The sequence below is a fragment of the Idiomarina sp. D18 genome (genome assembly GCF_057748155.1).
Genome location: NZ_CM173240.1, coordinates 518,244 through 535,099, shown reverse-complemented (window position 1 = coordinate 535,099; position 16,856 = coordinate 518,244). Strand labels below are relative to the sequence as shown.

Here is a 16,856-nt window from a genome sequence, read left to right as displayed (position 1 = left end):
GACAAGCAAACTGATTGTTATCGACAAGCCATTTACTTTTCGGCTATGTTATAGCGCTTAGATTCAGACACGGATATATCAAATCATGCAAATATACCTTTGGCCAAGTCAACGCAGCGCTTGGTTAGCGCTATTTATCATCTGTTTATCGCTATTGGCTGCTGCCGCGTACTTTCAGTACGGTCTCGGACTTGAACCCTGCGTAAAGTGTGTATATCAACGTATGGCAGTGATAGGCATTGCGTTGTTTGCTTTGCTTGGCTATTTGGGTGCGACACGTCCATTCATACGCTTAGTAGCACTCGCTGGCGTACTTTATTCCGCGCTCGAGGGCTTATTCATCGCTTATGACCACTGGGACCTGCAAACGTCGAAAAATGCTTTCTTTGCAGTCTGTGAAAGTAACCCGAATTTTCCATCTTGGGCTCCACTGCATGAATGGCTACCTAGCTATTTTGCAGCCCCAGGACTCTGTGGTGACATTGACTGGTCGTTTTTAGGTGTCACCATGCCGGCATGGATGACCTTTATCTTTGCAGGAGTAACGATTACTGTTGTGATCGCCAGCCTAAGCCACATTATTTATAAACTACGCTAAAGCGGCCAGGTCACAATACGATCTTCTAACTCACCTCTAAATTCCGCTTCAGTGATACAATGGCCGGCTACATGGTAGCCGGCTTTTTTCATCGCTTGCTGACTGCCATGGTGTCGTAATGGATGCCAGTCAGGAATCGGTTGCCCTTGTGCTCTGAGCCGATACGCACAAGTTTTAGGCATGAAATAAACTGCATCGAGATTTTCGAGTGTCAGTTGAACACAACTGGGGACCCGCTGAGTACGGTTTTCATAGTCACTGCACACTGCATTGTCAGTATCCAATAATCGACACGCGACATCGGTTTGATACAGGTTATCCTCTTCATCTAATAGTTGGTTTAGACAACATTGCCCACAACCATCGCAAAGGGCTTCCCATTCGCGATGATTGAGCGCATGAAGCGGTTTATCATACCAATTCATCGAGGAAAACGGATACGATCAGAAAGGTAGCCGACTGCAGCAACGAAGTAATGTGAGCGATTCCAACGCATCAGCGCATCGTAGTTTGCATAGGCAAGATACACTCGACCTTCCTTATCATCAGGAATTACAACCGAAGCTTCAATATCATCTCGTTGCGGTAACGGGCTTCCGTCCATGCGCGTAATACCAAGCTTTTGCCATTCGGCGAGTCCCTTTTTGGTATCTAGCCCCGCTAACGATGTATCAAACTGTTCAGGTAACTGCACTTGGCGTCCCCACGTCACATCATCTCGCCAACCCACAGAACTCAAGTAGTTTGCGGCTGACGCAAATACATCGCCGTAGCTGTTCCATATATCCTTTTTACCATCACCGTCGTAATCGACCGCATAACTCATAAACGAGCTTGGCATAAATTGCGTCTGACCCATGGCGCCCGCCCATGAACCTTTCATTTGCTCAGGGTCGATATGACCGTCTTGAATAATAGTCAGCGCTTGCCAGAGTTGTTTCTTAAAGAAGGCTTCACGTCGACCATCAAACGCTAAAGTTGTTAATGCTGAAACAACATCAAATCCGCCGGTGTAAGAACCAAAGTTGGTCTCTATACCCCACAATGCAACTATAAATCGTGGTTGTACACCATATTTCTTTCCTATCTCATCGAGTAGCGCTTTATGCTCCTGATACTTTTCAAGCGCTTTTTGAGCTTTCCAATCAGGTACTGCTCTGGGAAGGTAAGTATCTAAAGTAAGTTTGAACTCTGGCTGATTATTATCGAGCTCAACTGCACGTTGGTAATATTTTACCTTGGCAAACGCGCGATCCAGCGTATCTTTCGTGTATCCTTGCTCAAGCGCCTCAGAGCGCAACTTATCAACATAAGTTTGAAACTTCTGCTCGGTACTTTCGCTTTGCTCGCTCATCGAACTCTGCTCAGACTGAGAGGCGTTTACAGGGCCGGTAAATCCCACTGTCGACGCACTTACGATAAGCGCCAAAGTGCTCAGGGTTAACTTTTTCATAGCATTGACTCCTTTTGTGGCGGAAGTTGCAAATAATAGCCAGGTTCCACCAAGTGCTGTTTTAATTCTTCTACGCTAATCCGAGCAAGTTGGTCGCGTTTGTCTAAATTTATTGTCATTATTTTTTGCGGAGTGCCAAAGTGGCTTACTAGCGCTTCTGGCAACTCATCAAATTCACTTCCCAACGGGAGGTATAGATAGGTATCGCTTTTTTTCGAGCTTTTAAATACGTCGCACAGCATGGTCTTAAACTCGCGTTAAATATATTCTTTTAATTCAGATTCTAGCGCTCTCCAGCGCCAGCCCTGTTGCAAATCAGGTCTGGGCAATTCAGCACGGTGGTCATCACTAAACTGCCAGTGATACATCAAAAAGTCATTAATTTGTTTGCGCGAAGTTACCAATGCCGTATCAATACCGAGCAACGAAGCCAAGCCCTGTGCTGCTTTCTTAATACCACTAAACGCCATCTTATAGTTTGGCATGTCGTCGAGTCTTTGCAAAGTTTGCGGCCATTGCGATGGATCCACAGCAAGTGCTAAACCAATCTGCTCAATTATTGCTTCGCCCGAATATTTGCGCGTCATCGGAGCTAAATCTTTAATCTTGTACAGGTCAGACTTAGACTGCGGCATTTTTCTCGCTAACTCCAATAACACGCCGTCCTTAAAAATAAAGCCCAGAGGCATATTTTCACTCATAGCCTTATCCAGACGCCAAGCAGCGAGTGCTTTCATCACTTGTAATTGCTTTTGGTTAAGTTGCCAAGCGTTCCCAACGAACAAATAAAGTAAATGTCTTGGAATAACTTGCGTGCGTTTACTGACCTGCAGTTGACTTTCCTCAACGACAATATCTGCCACATGAGCTTGTGCGACCTGTTCAACTAACCAAGGATACATGCTATTTAGATAGCTCACATCGGCAGCTGCGTAAGTCAGTTGCTCTTCGCTGAGCGGACGCTTTAACCAATCCGTACGTGACTGGCTTTTATCTAGGGTTACACCATCAAATAATTGCTCAACTAGGCTGGCGTAGCCAAGCGACGACCCCATGCCAATAAATCCCGCCGCAATTTGCGTATCAAATACGGCACGCGGTTTCTGTCCATTTGACTGATGGTAAAACAACTCAATGTCTTCGCCACCAGCATGCAAAACCGTAACGACGTCGGGATCGGCTATCAATTGCCAAAGTGCTGTTAAATCAATATCAATGAGTGGATCGATAATAAATGTCTCACCATCGACATTCAGCTGCACGAGCCCCAAATTGGCAAAGTAAGTCTTTCTTCTAACAAATTCAGTATCAATAGCAAATGAGCCCGCTAAGCGGGCTCTTTGACAAAATTCAGTCAGCATCTCAAGGCTACTGATATAACGATATCCACTCTGTGGCTGCATTAACTTAGTCAATCTTTTTTCTCGTCTCTTAGCTCTTTACGCAAGATTTTACCTACGTTTGATTTGGGGAGTTCATCACGAAACTCGACTAACTTAGGTACTTTATACCCCGTTAGATTTTCTCTAGAGAAATCAATAATCTCACGTTCCGTTAAGGATTTATCTTTTTTGACAATAAAGACCTTAACAACCTCACCGGAAGACTCATGTGGCACTCCAACTGCGGCCACTTCAAGCACTTTTGGATGATCGGCTAGGACATCTTCAATCTCATTAGGGTAGACATTAAAACCAGACACCAGGATCATGTCTTTCTTACGATCAACAATCTTAAAGTACCCGCGTTCATCACAGGTTGCCATGTCGCCAGTCGCAAACCAGCCCTCTTTAATCGATTCAGCCGTGGCGTCAGGACGATTTAGATAACCAACCATCACTTGTGGGCCTTTCACGTAAAGTTCACCCGCATCCCCTAGGGCAACTTCCTCGCCACTTTCCGGGTCACAAATTTTAACGTCGGTACTTGGTACAGGTAAGCCGATACTGCCCGTATAATGCTCGATATCGTAAGGGTTGACTGTAACCACAGGTGCACACTCGGTTAAACCGTAGCCTTCTAGCAAGCGAGATTTCGTGACACGTTCCCAATGTTCCGCGACTGATTTTTGCACCGCCATCCCGCCACCAAGAGACACCTTTAGGTTAGAGAAATCGAGATCTTTGAAGCCCTTGGTATTCAATAGTCCATTAAACAACGTATTAACACCCGAGATCATTGAAAACTTAACTTTACCAAGCTCTTTTACAAATCCAGGCATATCACGCGGATTGGTGATTAAAATATTGCGCCCACCGTGCTTAATGAACGTCAAGCAGTTCGCTGTTAGAGCGAAAATATGATACAGCGGTAAGGCGGTAATAATGATTTCTTCACCATCAGACATGATGGGTGTAATGACCGATGAAACCTGCTCTAAATTGGCGACCATGTTGCGATGAGATAACATGGCACCTTTCGCAACGCCCGTTGTGCCGCCTGTATATTGCAAGAATGCGATGTCGTCGCCCGTTAAACCAGGTCGCTGATATGCTTTTTGCTTACCTTTATTGAGCGCCACATTAAAATCGATACGTTGACTGATTGAATGGCTTGGTACCATACGTTTCACGTACTTAACCACGAAATTTACCAACCAACGTTTAGGAGCGGGCAGTAAATCACCAATTTGTGTCGTAATGACTTTTTCTAGTTGTACATCTTTTGCAATCTTCTCATAAGTATTGGCAAAGTTTTCCAGAATCACGAGCGCTTTCGATTGCGAATCGGTCAGTTGGTGTTTTAATTCTCGCGGTGTGTACAAGGGGTTGACGTTAACGACGGTCATACCCGCCGCTAATACCCCGAACAGCGCAACCGGATACTGCAAAAGATTTGGCATCATAATCGCAACTGCATCCCCTTTTTGTAGCCCAATACTCTGCAAATAGGCAGCAAATTGCTTTGCCTTTTCACCCAGCTCGGCAAACGACATTTCGCAATCCATATTAACGAATGCGGTTTTATCACCATACCTCTCAATACTCTCTTCGAGAATCTCGAGCAAAGACGTATAGTGGTCGGGATCAATCGTATCTGGCACTCCCGCTGGGTAATGTTTAAGCCAAATCTTTTCCATACTAGGCTCCAAAATTTATTGCTTTAATTATTATGTATCGTTCACGTCAACGTGAGCTTATCCGACCAGTTTATCTCAATCTCGCCCTTCGGCACAATCTAAGATGATGACACTTCACGGACAATGCCCGCAATATCACTCGGACTTTGCATATGAACATGATGCCCACCACCCAACTCAAGCACGCGTAATTGCGGAACACAGTCTTGCCATCGTGCCAAGGCGTTATCCAGTTGAGCGTAACCATCACGCCCTTTTACTAATACCACGGGCACGCGTAACTGGTTCAAAATTTGTTCAACGGCTTGTGAGGACAACCGATAGGGCGATGTAGACCGAACTTTGGGATCGGCGCGCCAATACCAGTGTCCATCAGCCATTAACTTAATGCCACGCTCAACGATAATTTCGACTAACGCGTCACTAAAATCGGCTGTCTTGGCACGTGCCGCGACTGCTTGTGACTTATCGGTGTATGGACGCCACTGTGCCATCTGCGACTTCTTTCGCGACTGAAAGCCTGCTAACAGCTGCTGGTGAGCGTTCTCCTCGTCACTGGTGAGCAAACCAAAGGCCTCAATCAACACCAAGTGGGATACATGCTTTGGTAACAGCGTCGTAACCATATTGCCGACGAAGCCGCCCATCGAATGTCCAATAATGGTAACGCCAGACCACTCCTGTATCTTAATCAATTGCCAAATATCATAAGCATAATCAGTAAAATGATAGTAGTTACCCGTGGGGCGGTGATCCGAGTAGCCATGACCGGCCCAATCAAGCGCAATGATTCCGTCATCAGGTTCATGTAGTTGCTCAATCAGCGGAAGAAATGAGTGACAATTATCCAGCCAACCATGCAACAGGATATAGCGAGGTTTATCGACATTGCCCCAACCGAGACCTCTGAGGCAGCCCCAGTCAAGAGCGTACTCAAGAGGCTGAGCACGCTCAATTAGTGATTGATACAACACGCTACTGATTGCTAGTCGCGTTAGGTTTTTCTTCCTGAACCCTTACGCGCGTCGGGTACCGATAATAGTAAGGGCGATAAGGGTAAGGGGCATAAAAATTGTGTCTAAACCACAACGGTGAATAGTCAATCCCCGAGTCAGCACGGTCGACTTCTTTCGGCCACAAATAATAGCCCGATGTCTCAATAACGGGGTATATGTAGTTATAGTCGCCTATCTTACCTTCTTGTGCTTCACCGACCTTCCCTAACACAGTCAGACTACGGCCTTGTTGATAGACTTGAGGGTCGACGAAGCCATTAATAACAGCGAGAAAACGCCCTTCTGTGTCATCACTCACCAACGGACGCCCCCAACTTTTCAATGGGAAATGAACCATCTCGATAATCGTGTAGCCTTCATCATTGCGAACATCGGCAATAATTCCACCCCAGCGCGCCGCTTGTCCAACGGTTGCTTCGGTATTGTTTTTCACTTGTGAATAGGATACTAAGGCATCTTCATCTTGCGTTGCGATAGCATCTGGGAATGTACTACAGCCCGCTAACAATAGCGCACCAAGTGCTAAACTCGCGATACGTAACATAGCGCCTCCTCAGGCATACAGATCCAAACTGAACATTGACTCAACTTGCTCTCGTTTCTCGTTAAGCGCGACAGTTTGATAGGCCGATAGTGCTTTTTGTGCAGACTGCGATGGTTGGTCATACACAATGTTCAAATCCTTCCAACGTTGCGCCTGATCAGAGCTTTGCTGTCGACTCGGAATTTCAATCGAAGCGCGAGCCGATTGCGGTTCACTCTCTCCAGCCACGCGATCTCTCGGATCAGGCACGACCCGACGTGCCGGTGACAAATTACCTTGCACACCATTAACATGACTTGACGAAACAGGATTCAACGCTTGCTCCTTTCATTAGTTTGACCTGAGTTATTATGGCGAGTTCCAAAATAATCTACAAGTTAACGACCTGGCAACTTTTTCCAAGTTACCTCATTACGGACGTAAAGTGGCTCCAGTTCATCTGCAGCAACAGCCGGCTCATTATAGAGCTGTGCCCAACGTAACATCGCTTCGGCGGTCGGAAGCACACAATTAAGCGACTGCGGGGTTACCGAGACTGTCGCAGCTAATTGCTCACGATAGGTCTCCCATCCCGTCCCCACATAACCAATTGACTCCGACGCTTGATATCCATGGCGCTCTAACTCAGCTGCCAAATTCAACTGCTCCGGCTTGTCCACTTTTGCGGTAGCACACGCCTGAAGATGCCCATCACGGTGCTGATACACACGCCAATAGACTTCGCCCATTCGCGCATCAATAGCACTAATAATCCAGTCTGTTACTCTATTTTGCGAGCCCTCAAGAGCCATAGCATCAAGACTACTGACACCATTTACTTTTAAGCTTGCACCAAATGCCAAACCTTGTGCAATCGAAACACCGATTCTAACGCCTGTAAAACTACCTGGACCGATGCCAACGATCAGCCCATCAACATCAGACAACTTAGTATCGGCTTCTTCTAACACAGCTTGAACAAAAGGTAACAAACGCTGTGAGTGCTCGCGTGGACTCTCCATTTCGCGGCTAATGACCGTATTATCAACCTGAAGTGCGACCGAGCAGTTCTCCGTCGATGTATCAATGGCTAGCAAGGTTGGTTTCATTATATGTATCCTTTAAAAACAGCATTGCCCGGCTCAGATCACGTGTGCGAGCCATAGGCGGTAAACTTTTGATAAAGCGTGCACCATACTGGCGCGTGACAAGTCGGTCATCACAGACAATCAATACCCCTGAGTCGCGCTGATCGCGTATCAAACGCCCTGCTCCTTGCTTCAGCGCGATAATGGCTTCGGGTAGCTGAATAGTATGGAAGGCATCCACGCCCCGTAACTTAGCGTCCTCTACCCGTGCATTTAGCAACGGGTCGTCGGGCGAAGCAAACGGTAACTTATCAATAATGACACAACGCAACGCAGCGCCACGCACATCGACGCCCTCCCAGAACGACGAAGTGCCTAGTAAAACGGCATTACCTGCATCAGTAAATTTCTGCAAAATACTGCGTTTACTGCCCTCACCTTGAACCAGTACGGGCCTATCTAGTTTTTCGTCCAATAAACTGGCGACGCGCTTTAACATGCTGTGACTGGTAAATAATAAGAACGTGCCGCCTTGGTTGGCCTCGATACACTGTTGCGCCAGCCGCGCGAGTCGCTGATCGCGATTAAATTGGTTCGCAGGTGGCAGATAGCGCGGCAGACACAGCATCGCTTGGTTCTCGAAGTCAAACGGACTCGCTAATACGAGCGTTTCGGCATCCCACAGCCCGAGCCGATTAACAAAGTAGTCAAACTTCTCGTTGACTGAGAGCGTTGCCGAAGTAAACACCCAACCTCGGTCACTGTGCTTGACCAAATTGCCAAAACGCTTGGCGACGCTCAGTGGCGTTTGGTGCAGAACAATATGACGCACCGTTGTTTCATACCAGAAGCTATAACCTGTCTGATCCGTTTGCATCAACTGTTGCCACAAATCATAGGCTTCCTCAGCGCGTTCAATGAGGCTATCCATTTCTTTATGGCGCCCACGCGCTGTTTTGATGACATCGATAAATAAAGTGAGCTTCTCTGCGACACGGCTACACACCTCAATCATGGCAGAGTCATCGCGTTTATCACGCCAATTGCCTCGGCTCGGATCGGATGGAAACTGTAGCCGCCAATCCCGCACTACCTGTGTCAGAATACGGGCCATTTGTGCCGCTTGAGAGAGGTCTTTTAGCTCTGTTAAACACAACCGCTGAACCTCGTCAGCAATTTCTATCAGTTGTCGTGAAGACAATGAGTCACCAAAATATTGACTTGCGATATCTGGTACTTGGTGTGCTTCGTCAAACACCACCGTGTCTGACTCGGGTATGATTTCGCCGAACCCCGTATCTTTGATCGCCAGGTCTGCAAAAAATAAATGGTGATTGACCACCACTACATCAGCTTGCTTAGCTTCGTCACGCGCTTTCACTAAATAACAGTCATCGTAATTCGGGCACTCGCGACCTAAACAATTGTCTTTGGTGCTAGTCACTAAGGCAGTCAACTGAGGATCATCCTGCAGTACCACCAACTCACCAATATCGCCATCCCGGGTCTGAGTTGACCAACGTTTCACTTTAACCAGCTTGGTTTGTGTCTCACTGTTAAACTGACCAGCTTGCAATTGTGCCTGCTCAAGACGATGGGTGCACAGATAATTTGAACGCCCTTTTAATAAAGCGATGACCTTTTCTGGCGCCAGCGCGGCCCGTAAAGTGGGCAAATCTCGATGATAAAGCTGTTCCTGTAGTGCTTTGGTACCCGTGGAGATGATCGCCTTACCTTTGGCTTGAAGCACAGGCGCTAAGTATGCAAAGGTTTTACCGGTACCGGTCTCGGCTTCGACAACCAAAGTACCTTTTTTACGAATGGATTTTTCAATAGCCTGGGCCATGGTAAGCTGAGCATCGCGCGGCTGAAAGCCTTCTATCGCCTTTGCCAGTTGACCCTCGGGCGTAAAAACAGCTGCCACTTTGCTCATTAAATGCCCACACCTAATTCTAATATCGACCGATTAAAGCGCTATAGTATGACATAGTTGCCAGCTCGCTGTTAATCATAAATCCTCTGTCGTCGCGTAGGTTTCCGCTCAATTATTGCGTCCCGATCATGCGCTAAGCGTACGTGTCGATATGACCATCGCTACTTTGCTCATCATCGTCATTGTCTTGCGCACTACTCTGTTCACCCTCATGATGCTGTGCCGCCTGTTGCTGTCCATGCTCGGCGTCGCGATCGCCGACACTATTTTCCTGTTCCTCCTCGACCTCAGCCAGTTTCTGTGCTTTTTCTACCTGTTCAACTTTCAATTGTTCTTCATTGTGAGTTACAGGGATACGCGAATCTTTTGGTATTAAAGGGATCATTGCGTCGAAATTGACCATTGTGGCGGTCTCCAGTGGTTGTTCATCATGAGTTTAGACTATTGTCGACCAATTTTTATACGTCAATAGAGTTGCGTTCAGTGCTTTTTTTATTTATAGTGCTATACAACTTAGCAGTTACATCCATTTTTTTAAGGAAGCGAACAAATGAACCTTAGCCAGCACCACCATCATCACCAATTTAAATTACTGGGCTAGCTACGTTTATTATTCAGGCTAGTCCATATTTTGACTAGCCTTTCGCATGACTATACAACCCTTCGAAAGGCAGCTTTCGAAGGGTTTTTTTATTATCAGGAGTAGATCAATGAGTGAACGACTTACTATTGCGATTCAAAAGTCAGGCCGTTTAAGCAAGGAGTCTTTATCTTTGCTTAATGCATGCGGTGTCAAATTCAGCATTAATGAAGCACGCCTTATCGCCCACAGTACCAGCCACCCTATTGATTTACTCAGAGTACGCGACGATGACATTCCAGGCCTAGTTATGGATGGCGTCGTCGACCTCGGTTTAGTGGGTGAAAACGTATTAGAAGAGGTCGCGCTTGAGCGCTCCGCGGTCAATGAAAATGCAGAGTATAAGGCTCTACGTAGCCTTGACTTTGGCGGTTGCCGCCTGTCCATTGCGGTGCCACGCGAAAGCGACTACAACTCTATCGACGATCTGCAAGGTAAGCGTATCGCAAGTACTTACCCGTACCTACTGCAACGCTACCTAAAAAATAACGGCATTAGCGCAAAGAATGTCGTTCTAACCGGGTCAGTCGAAGTCGCGCCACGCGCTGGGCTTGCCGATGCCATTTGTGATTTAGTCTCGACCGGCGCCACATTAGAAGCTAACGGTCTCGTTGAGAAAGAAGTCATCTTTCGTTCACAGGCGCAGTTGATTCAAAACGCCAATCCATTATCCGCTGAAAAGCAGGCTATGATGGACCAGCTACTACCGCGAATTGACGGTGTGCAAATGGCGAAAGAAAGCAAATACATTATGCTGCACGCACCCAAAAACCGCCTGGATGAAGTCAACGCATTACTTCCTGGCGCCGAAACGCCTACCGTACTGCCACTGAGTCACACTGATGAGCAAGTGGCTGTGCACGTCGTGAGTACAGAAAAGCTGTTCTGGGAAACAATGGAAGATTTAAAAGACCTTGGCTGCAGCTCAATACTCGTATTACCAATTGAAAAAATGATGGGATAATCGGTATGTTAACGCGACAAAGCATTGCCATCACACAATGGTCACAGCTTAGCAATTCAGAGCGACAAGCCACGCTTGCTCGCCCTGAACAGAGCCGCTCACGTGAGCTGAAAGAAACCGTGCGCTCAATCATTGAGCGCATGAAAACTGAAGGTGACGCAGCGTTACTTGACTACACCCGTCAATTTGATTGTGCAGACATCTCGCAATTGGTGTTAAACGGTGAACAGAAGCAAGCGTTACTGGCACATGTTTCCGAGCGAGCTAAAGCGGCGATTGATAAAGCTTATGACAATATTCGTGCCTTTCACCTCGCGCAAACACCTGAAGATATTACGCTGAACACCTCACCAGGTGTGCGCTGCACACTAAAATACACGGCCCTTGAATCGGTCGGTCTTTATATCCCTGGGGGGTCGGCGACCTTACCTTCTACCGCACTCATGTTAGGCGTACCCGCACAGATTGCAGGCTGCAAAACTCGTGTACTCGTGACGCCTCCTAATAAACAAGGTCAGATGTCACCGGAAGTCGTCTACGCTGCAGAAAAATGTGGTATCGATACCTTAGTTATGTGTGGCGGTGCGCAGGCCATCGCAGCGTTGGCGTACGGAACCGAGTCCATACCTAAAGTTGATAAAGTATTTGGCCCGGGCAATGCGTTTGTGACAGAAGCAAAGCAACAATTAAGTCAAAACGATAGCGGCATTAGCATTGATATGCCGGCCGGTCCTTCAGAGCTGTTAGTGCTCGCTGATGACACCGCCAATGCGCGTTTTGTCGCCGCTGATTTATTATCTCAAGCAGAGCACGGTCCAGACTCACAGGTTATTCTAGTCACACCATCAGCTGCGCTTGCCCAAGCGGTGCAGGCTGAGCTTGTTGCGCAATGTAATGCATTACCTCGCGTCGACATCGCGCGGCAAGCACTTGCTTCAAGCCGGTTAATTGTCACTAAAAACTTAGCCGAGGCGGTTGCCGTTACACAAAGTTACGCACCCGAGCACCTTGCTATACAAACCGATGCGGCAGCAGCATTGAGTGAGCAACTAACTACAGCAGGATCGATTTTTGTGGGTCACTATACCCCTGAATCGGGTGGCGACTATGCAACTGGTACAAACCACGTCTTACCGACCTATGGCTACGCTAAAAACTACAGCAGTTTAGGGCTATTAGACTTTTATCGCCGCTACACGTTGCAAGAAGTGACTCGCGATGGTTTAGCTGATCTCGCTGACAGCATTACCACGCTCGCCGAAATCGAAGGCTTAGATGCGCATAAACGCGCCGTGACCATTCGCTTAGAGGCGCAGGAGGACAACGTATGAGCTTAGCCGAACAGTTACAGCGCCCACACCTGAAAACTTTGGTGCCCTACGCATCAGCGCGACGCTCGATGAGTGGCGGTTCAGTATGGCTAAACGCCAACGAGTCACCCTACGCATACGATTACGCGCTGGATTGCTCACAGTTGAACCGGTACCCAGCGTTTCAGTCGCAGCGCCTCAATCAAGCTTACGCGGACTATGCTAATGTTCGCCTTGAACAGGTATTAAGTTGCCGCGGGTCTGACGAAGCAATCGAACTGCTTATCAAAGCGTTTTGCGAACCTAAACAAGACCGTGTGCTTATCTGCCCACCGACCTACGGTATGTATGCAATTTCTGCGCAGACGCATGGAGCTGACGTGGTCTCGGTACCCTTAACTTCGTCTTATCAACTCGATTTAGACGCTATCAAGGCGCGTAGCGCAGACGCTCGTCTCATTTTCTTGTGTTCTCCTTCCAACCCTGTCGGTAATCGGCTTGCACAAGAAGATATCGAGGCAGTGCTTAAGTTCGCGACGACCAGTCTCGTGGTCGTTGACGAGGCTTACATCGAGTTTTGTGCCGAGGCGAGTGTCGTCGATTGGTTAGCGAAATATCCTAACTTGGTGGTGTTGCGTACTTTATCAAAAGCGTTTGCGCTCGCCGGCGCACGCTGTGGTTTTGCGCTCGCCAACGAGGACGTCATTACCGTATTGCAGAAAGTACTGGCGCCTTATCCGCTGCCAGACTTGACCATTCAAATTGCTAGCCAGGCGTTATCGCCTGTGGGCATCGAACGCGTTCAAGCCGACGTAACACGCACCGTCAAACAGCGCCAGCGCATCCGCGATGAATTAGCGGAACTGCCAATGGCGTTGGTTGCCGAGAGTGAAACGAACTTTTTACTGTATCGTGTTGCCGATGCCGATAGCCTCATGCAGACCATGCAGCAGAACGGTATATTAATACGTAATCAATCAGCACAGGTTGGACTCGACAACACAGTACGCATCAGCGTCGGTAATGAACGAGAAAACACACTTGTTATTGATGCACTGAAATGCTTTTTTGGAGATACTCAATGAATCAGCAACGTTGGCTATTTATCGATCGTGACGGCACACTGGTGCTCGAGCCGCCTGTCGACAAACAATTAGACAGCGTCAGTAAGCTCGAATTTGAGCCGAATGTAATCCCTGCCCTGCTTAAGTTACAGCAGGCGGGTTATCGCCTCGTCATGGTGTCCAACCAAGACGGACTGGGGACAGACAGTTTTCCACAAGCCGACTTCGACGCGCCCCATGACTTAATGATGGCTGTCTTTGCAAGTCAAGGCGTGCGCTTTGACGACGTACTGATTTGCCCACATTTTGAGGAAGACAACTGTAGTTGCCGGAAGCCAAAACTCGGCTTGGTGCAGGATTACCTACAAAAAGGCCTTATCGACTTCACCGATAGTTATGTGATTGGCGATCGCGAAACGGACATTAAACTTGCAGAGAGTATGGGTATACGCGGTATTCGATATGACCGTGCCAACCTAGATTGGAACGCTATCGTGCGCGACCTGACCCAACGCTCACGTTCTGCTAAGGTGATCCGTACCACCCATGAGACCGATATTCGTATTGCAGTTGACCTCGATAATGCAACACCGCGCTCATTTTCGACGGGTATTGGCTTCTTTGATCACATGCTAGAGCAAATTGCCACACACGCTGGCATCAGCTTAACCGCCAATGTGACAGGTGATTTACACATTGACGACCACCACACCATTGAAGATACGGCGCTGGCACTAGGTCAGGCACTACGCCAAGCCTTAGGTGACAAACGCGGTATTGGCCGTTTTGGTTTTGCATTGCCGATGGATGAGTGTCGTGCTGAGTGTCTTATCGATCTCTCAGGTCGACCTTACCTCAAGTGGCAGGCGGATTTCACGCGCGACAAAGTGGGCGAATTATCAACCGAAATGGTTGAGCACTTCTTCCGCTCGCTCACCGATGCAATGGCGATTAGTTTGCACTTGTCCACGACTGAGGGCAACACGCACCACCAGGTTGAAAGCTTGTTTAAAGTCTTTGGTCGCGCGCTGCGTCAAGCCGTGGCAAAAACGGGCGACCAACAGTTACCTTCAAGTAAAGGAATGCTCGCGTGAAAATTGTAATTGTCGATACCGAGTGTGCGAATCTCACCTCGGTAAAGTTTGCCATTGAGCGCCTAGGCTATCAGCCTGTAATTACTGACGATGAGGCGATCATCGGCGCCGCTGATCGCGTCATCTTGCCGGGTGTGGGAACAGCAGCTGCAGCGATGCGCAATCTGCAACGTAAACAGTTAATTGAGCCCATCAAAGCGCTCACCCAACCTACATTGGGTATTTGTCTTGGTATGCAACTGATGACAGCACACTCTGAGGAAGGTGACGTGGAGTGCTTAGGATTAATTCCTGCGCAAACTAAACGTATGCAGGTCGGTGATAGACCTTTGCCGCATATGGGCTGGAATAACGTCTGTGCAACCAACACCAATCCGTTGCTCGATAATGACACCGAGCCTTATTGTTATTTTGTTCACAGTTACGCCGTTGCAAAAGATGACTACACCATCGCCACCTGTGATTACGGTGATACCTTCGCGGCCATGATCCGCAAAGATAATTTTATCGGTGCTCAATTTCATCCTGAGCGCTCAGGTGCGGTCGGTCGTGCCATGCTTAAACGTTTCTTGGAGAACGCGTTATGATGATTCCTGCATTAGACTTAATTGGCGGCCGGGTTGTGCGCCTCTATCAAGGTGACTTTAATCAACAAACCACCTTCGACCTTGATGCAGTGGAGCAGGCACAAAGCTACCAAGCTGCGGGGGCAGAATGGCTGCACTTGGTCGATTTAGATGGTGCGAAGAACCCGCAAAATCGCCAACTCGAAACATTGCGTACAATTTGCACAGCGACCACTTTAAACTGTCAAGCGGGTGGCGGTATTCGCAGCACCGAAGATATCGAAGAAATTCTTGCCTGCGGTATTAAACGAGTCGTCATTGGCTCAAAAGCCGTTACCGATCCGGAACAGGTCGAGGCTTGGTTTAAACAATTTGGCGCTGAAAAAATCGTGCTCGCACTTGATGTCAACATTGACGCGGATGGCATTGCGCGTGTTGCGACTCATGGTTGGCAGTCATCCAGTGACGTGACGTTAGACGACATACTCAAACGTTTCTCCGCATTGGGTTGCGCTCATGTATTGTGTACCGACATCAGCCGTGACGGCACTATGCAAGGTAGTAATGTGGGACTATACGAAGCTTATAAAAAGCGTTTCCCAGCCATTCAATGGCAGGCGTCGGGCGGTGTTAATAGTCTTGAAGATATACAACGCTTGAAAGCAGCGAACTGTGACCACGTTATCTTAGGTAAGTCATTACTGACCGGTGCATTTAGTTTAGAGGAGGCGATCCAATGCTGGCAAAACGCATCATCCCCTGCTTAGATGTTCGTGACGGTCAAGTCGTCAAGGGCGTTCAATTTCGTAATCACGAACTGATCGGCGACATCTTGCCCCTAGCAAAACGCTATGCGGAAATAGGTGCTGATGAATTGGTTTTCTACGATATTACGGCATCCTCTGATGGCCGCACGGTAGACAAGAGTTGGGTTGAACGCGTCGCGCGCGAAATCGATATTCCATTTACCGTCGCAGGTGGTATTCGTACGCTGGCTCATGGTCGTGAGCTCCTTTCCATGGGCGCCGATAAGTTATCAATTAACTCGCCTGCGCTGATGAATCCTGAGCTGATCAATGAGATGGTGGATGAGTTCGGTCAGCAATGTGTCGTCATCGGTATTGATAGCTATTTTAATGCAGACAGCGGTGAATACGAGGTGCATCAGTTTACCGGTGACGAGAGCAAATCACGTCGCTCGCAGTGGCAGACCAAAGATTGGGTCAACGAGGTCATCGCGCGCGGTGCCGGTGAGATCGTTCTCAACTGTATGAATCAAGATGGTGTACGAAAAGGCTATGATGTCGAACAACTGGCATCAATACGACGTCACTGTTCAGTGCCGCTGATCGCGTCTGGTGGCGCAGGTGCCATTGACCATTTTACCAATGTATTTAAACAAGCCGATGTTGATGGCGCCTTAGCCGCTTCGGTGTTTCATAAGAATATCATCGCCATGGCGGAGCTGAAGCAACAACTGATTGACGAAGGCATCGCTATTCGTCCAATCGAACAAGGAGTTTTGTAA

Annotated in this window: 19 protein-coding genes; 8 read left to right on the top strand and 11 right to left on the bottom strand. The window is 48.0% G+C overall.

Annotated features, from left to right (window positions below):
- Positions 1-82 precede the first annotated feature (82 nt).
- Positions 83-598, top strand: a complete 516-nt coding sequence (gene dsbB, locus AC3AP5_RS02535) for a disulfide bond formation protein DsbB (protein ID WP_050750008.1) — start codon at positions 83-85, stop codon at positions 596-598.
- Here the strand turns inward: dsbB and AC3AP5_RS02530 are convergent.
- From AC3AP5_RS02530 to AC3AP5_RS02480, 11 genes are all read right to left on the bottom strand, one after another.
- Positions 595-1,023 (bottom strand): YcgN family cysteine cluster protein, encoded by a 429-nt coding sequence (locus AC3AP5_RS02530; protein ID WP_006956526.1) that lies wholly within the window; start codon positions 1,021-1,023, stop codon positions 595-597. The genes dsbB and AC3AP5_RS02530 overlap by 4 nt on opposite strands.
- The gene (locus tag AC3AP5_RS02525; protein ID WP_006956525.1) at positions 1,020-2,051 is read right to left on the bottom strand and encodes a lytic murein transglycosylase; all 1,032 of its coding nucleotides are present in this window, start codon (positions 2,049-2,051) and stop codon (positions 1,020-1,022) included. The genes AC3AP5_RS02530 and AC3AP5_RS02525 overlap by 4 nt, the downstream gene beginning before the upstream one ends.
- A complete protein-coding gene (locus tag AC3AP5_RS02520) occupies positions 2,048-2,293 on the bottom strand; it encodes a YcgL domain-containing protein (RefSeq protein ID WP_006956524.1) in 246 nt (81 codons plus the stop codon). The genes AC3AP5_RS02525 and AC3AP5_RS02520 overlap by 4 nt, the downstream gene beginning before the upstream one ends.
- Before the next feature lie 15 nt (positions 2,294-2,308).
- On the bottom strand, positions 2,309-3,466 hold the full coding sequence (gene rnd / locus AC3AP5_RS02515; RefSeq protein WP_272977320.1) for a ribonuclease D: 1,158 nt from the start codon (positions 3,464-3,466) through the stop codon (positions 2,309-2,311).
- Positions 3,463-5,130 carry a long-chain-fatty-acid--CoA ligase FadD gene (gene fadD, locus AC3AP5_RS02510; protein ID WP_006956522.1) on the bottom strand — a complete coding sequence of 556 codons (1,668 nt, stop codon included), beginning with the start codon at positions 5,128-5,130 and terminating at the stop codon, positions 3,463-3,465. The genes rnd and fadD overlap by 4 nt, the downstream gene beginning before the upstream one ends.
- A 98-nt stretch (positions 5,131-5,228) precedes the next feature.
- Entirely contained in the window at positions 5,229-6,104 is an 876-nt protein-coding gene (locus AC3AP5_RS02505; RefSeq protein WP_272977319.1) for an alpha/beta fold hydrolase, read from the bottom strand.
- Between the two features lies 1 nt (position 6,105).
- Positions 6,106-6,690 (bottom strand): Slp family lipoprotein, encoded by a 585-nt coding sequence (locus AC3AP5_RS02500; protein ID WP_272977318.1) that lies wholly within the window; start codon positions 6,688-6,690, stop codon positions 6,106-6,108.
- Between the two features lie 9 nt (positions 6,691-6,699).
- Entirely contained in the window at positions 6,700-7,005 is a 306-nt protein-coding gene (locus AC3AP5_RS02495; RefSeq protein ID WP_006956519.1) for a hypothetical protein, read from the bottom strand.
- A gap of 62 nt (positions 7,006-7,067) precedes the next feature.
- Complete coding sequence (tsaB, locus tag AC3AP5_RS02490; RefSeq protein WP_272977317.1) at positions 7,068-7,778, bottom strand: tRNA (adenosine(37)-N6)-threonylcarbamoyltransferase complex dimerization subunit type 1 TsaB; 711 nt, start codon at positions 7,776-7,778, stop codon at positions 7,068-7,070.
- Entirely contained in the window at positions 7,753-9,690 is a 1,938-nt protein-coding gene (yoaA, locus tag AC3AP5_RS02485; protein ID WP_487326952.1) for a DNA repair helicase YoaA, read from the bottom strand. The genes tsaB and yoaA overlap by 26 nt, the downstream gene beginning before the upstream one ends.
- 133 nt (positions 9,691-9,823) lie before the next feature.
- The gene (locus tag AC3AP5_RS02480) at positions 9,824-10,093 is read right to left on the bottom strand and encodes a hypothetical protein (protein ID WP_006956516.1); all 270 of its coding nucleotides are present in this window, start codon (positions 10,091-10,093) and stop codon (positions 9,824-9,826) included.
- Between the two features lie 307 nt (positions 10,094-10,400).
- Here AC3AP5_RS02480 and hisG point away from each other — a divergent pair, with 307 nt between their 5' ends.
- From hisG to hisF, 7 genes are read left to right on the top strand one after another with little or no spacing between them, the layout of a single operon-like run.
- Positions 10,401-11,294, top strand: a complete 894-nt coding sequence (gene hisG / locus AC3AP5_RS02475; protein ID WP_006956515.1) for an ATP phosphoribosyltransferase — start codon at positions 10,401-10,403, stop codon at positions 11,292-11,294.
- Between the two features lie 5 nt (positions 11,295-11,299).
- Entirely contained in the window at positions 11,300-12,625 is a 1,326-nt protein-coding gene (gene hisD / locus AC3AP5_RS02470; protein WP_272977315.1) for a histidinol dehydrogenase, read from the top strand.
- Positions 12,622-13,689: a histidinol-phosphate transaminase gene (gene hisC, locus AC3AP5_RS02465; RefSeq protein WP_006956513.1), complete on the top strand. Its 1,068-nt coding sequence runs from the start codon at positions 12,622-12,624 to the stop codon at positions 13,687-13,689. Before hisD ends, hisC begins: the two co-directional genes overlap by 4 nt.
- Positions 13,686-14,762: a bifunctional histidinol-phosphatase/imidazoleglycerol-phosphate dehydratase HisB gene (gene hisB, locus AC3AP5_RS02460; RefSeq protein ID WP_287830648.1), complete on the top strand. Its 1,077-nt coding sequence runs from the start codon at positions 13,686-13,688 to the stop codon at positions 14,760-14,762. The genes hisC and hisB overlap by 4 nt, the downstream gene beginning before the upstream one ends.
- Positions 14,759-15,349, top strand: coding sequence for an imidazole glycerol phosphate synthase subunit HisH (gene hisH / locus AC3AP5_RS02455; RefSeq protein WP_286681970.1), 591 nt, complete (start codon positions 14,759-14,761; stop codon positions 15,347-15,349). Before hisB ends, hisH begins: the two co-directional genes overlap by 4 nt.
- A complete protein-coding gene (gene hisA, locus AC3AP5_RS02450; RefSeq protein ID WP_287830647.1) occupies positions 15,346-16,095 on the top strand; it encodes a 1-(5-phosphoribosyl)-5-[(5-phosphoribosylamino)methylideneamino]imidazole-4-carboxamide isomerase in 750 nt (249 codons plus the stop codon). The genes hisH and hisA overlap by 4 nt, the downstream gene beginning before the upstream one ends.
- On the top strand, positions 16,065-16,856 hold the full coding sequence (gene hisF / locus AC3AP5_RS02445) for an imidazole glycerol phosphate synthase subunit HisF (RefSeq protein WP_071462318.1): 792 nt from the start codon (positions 16,065-16,067) through the stop codon (positions 16,854-16,856). The genes hisA and hisF overlap by 31 nt, the downstream gene beginning before the upstream one ends.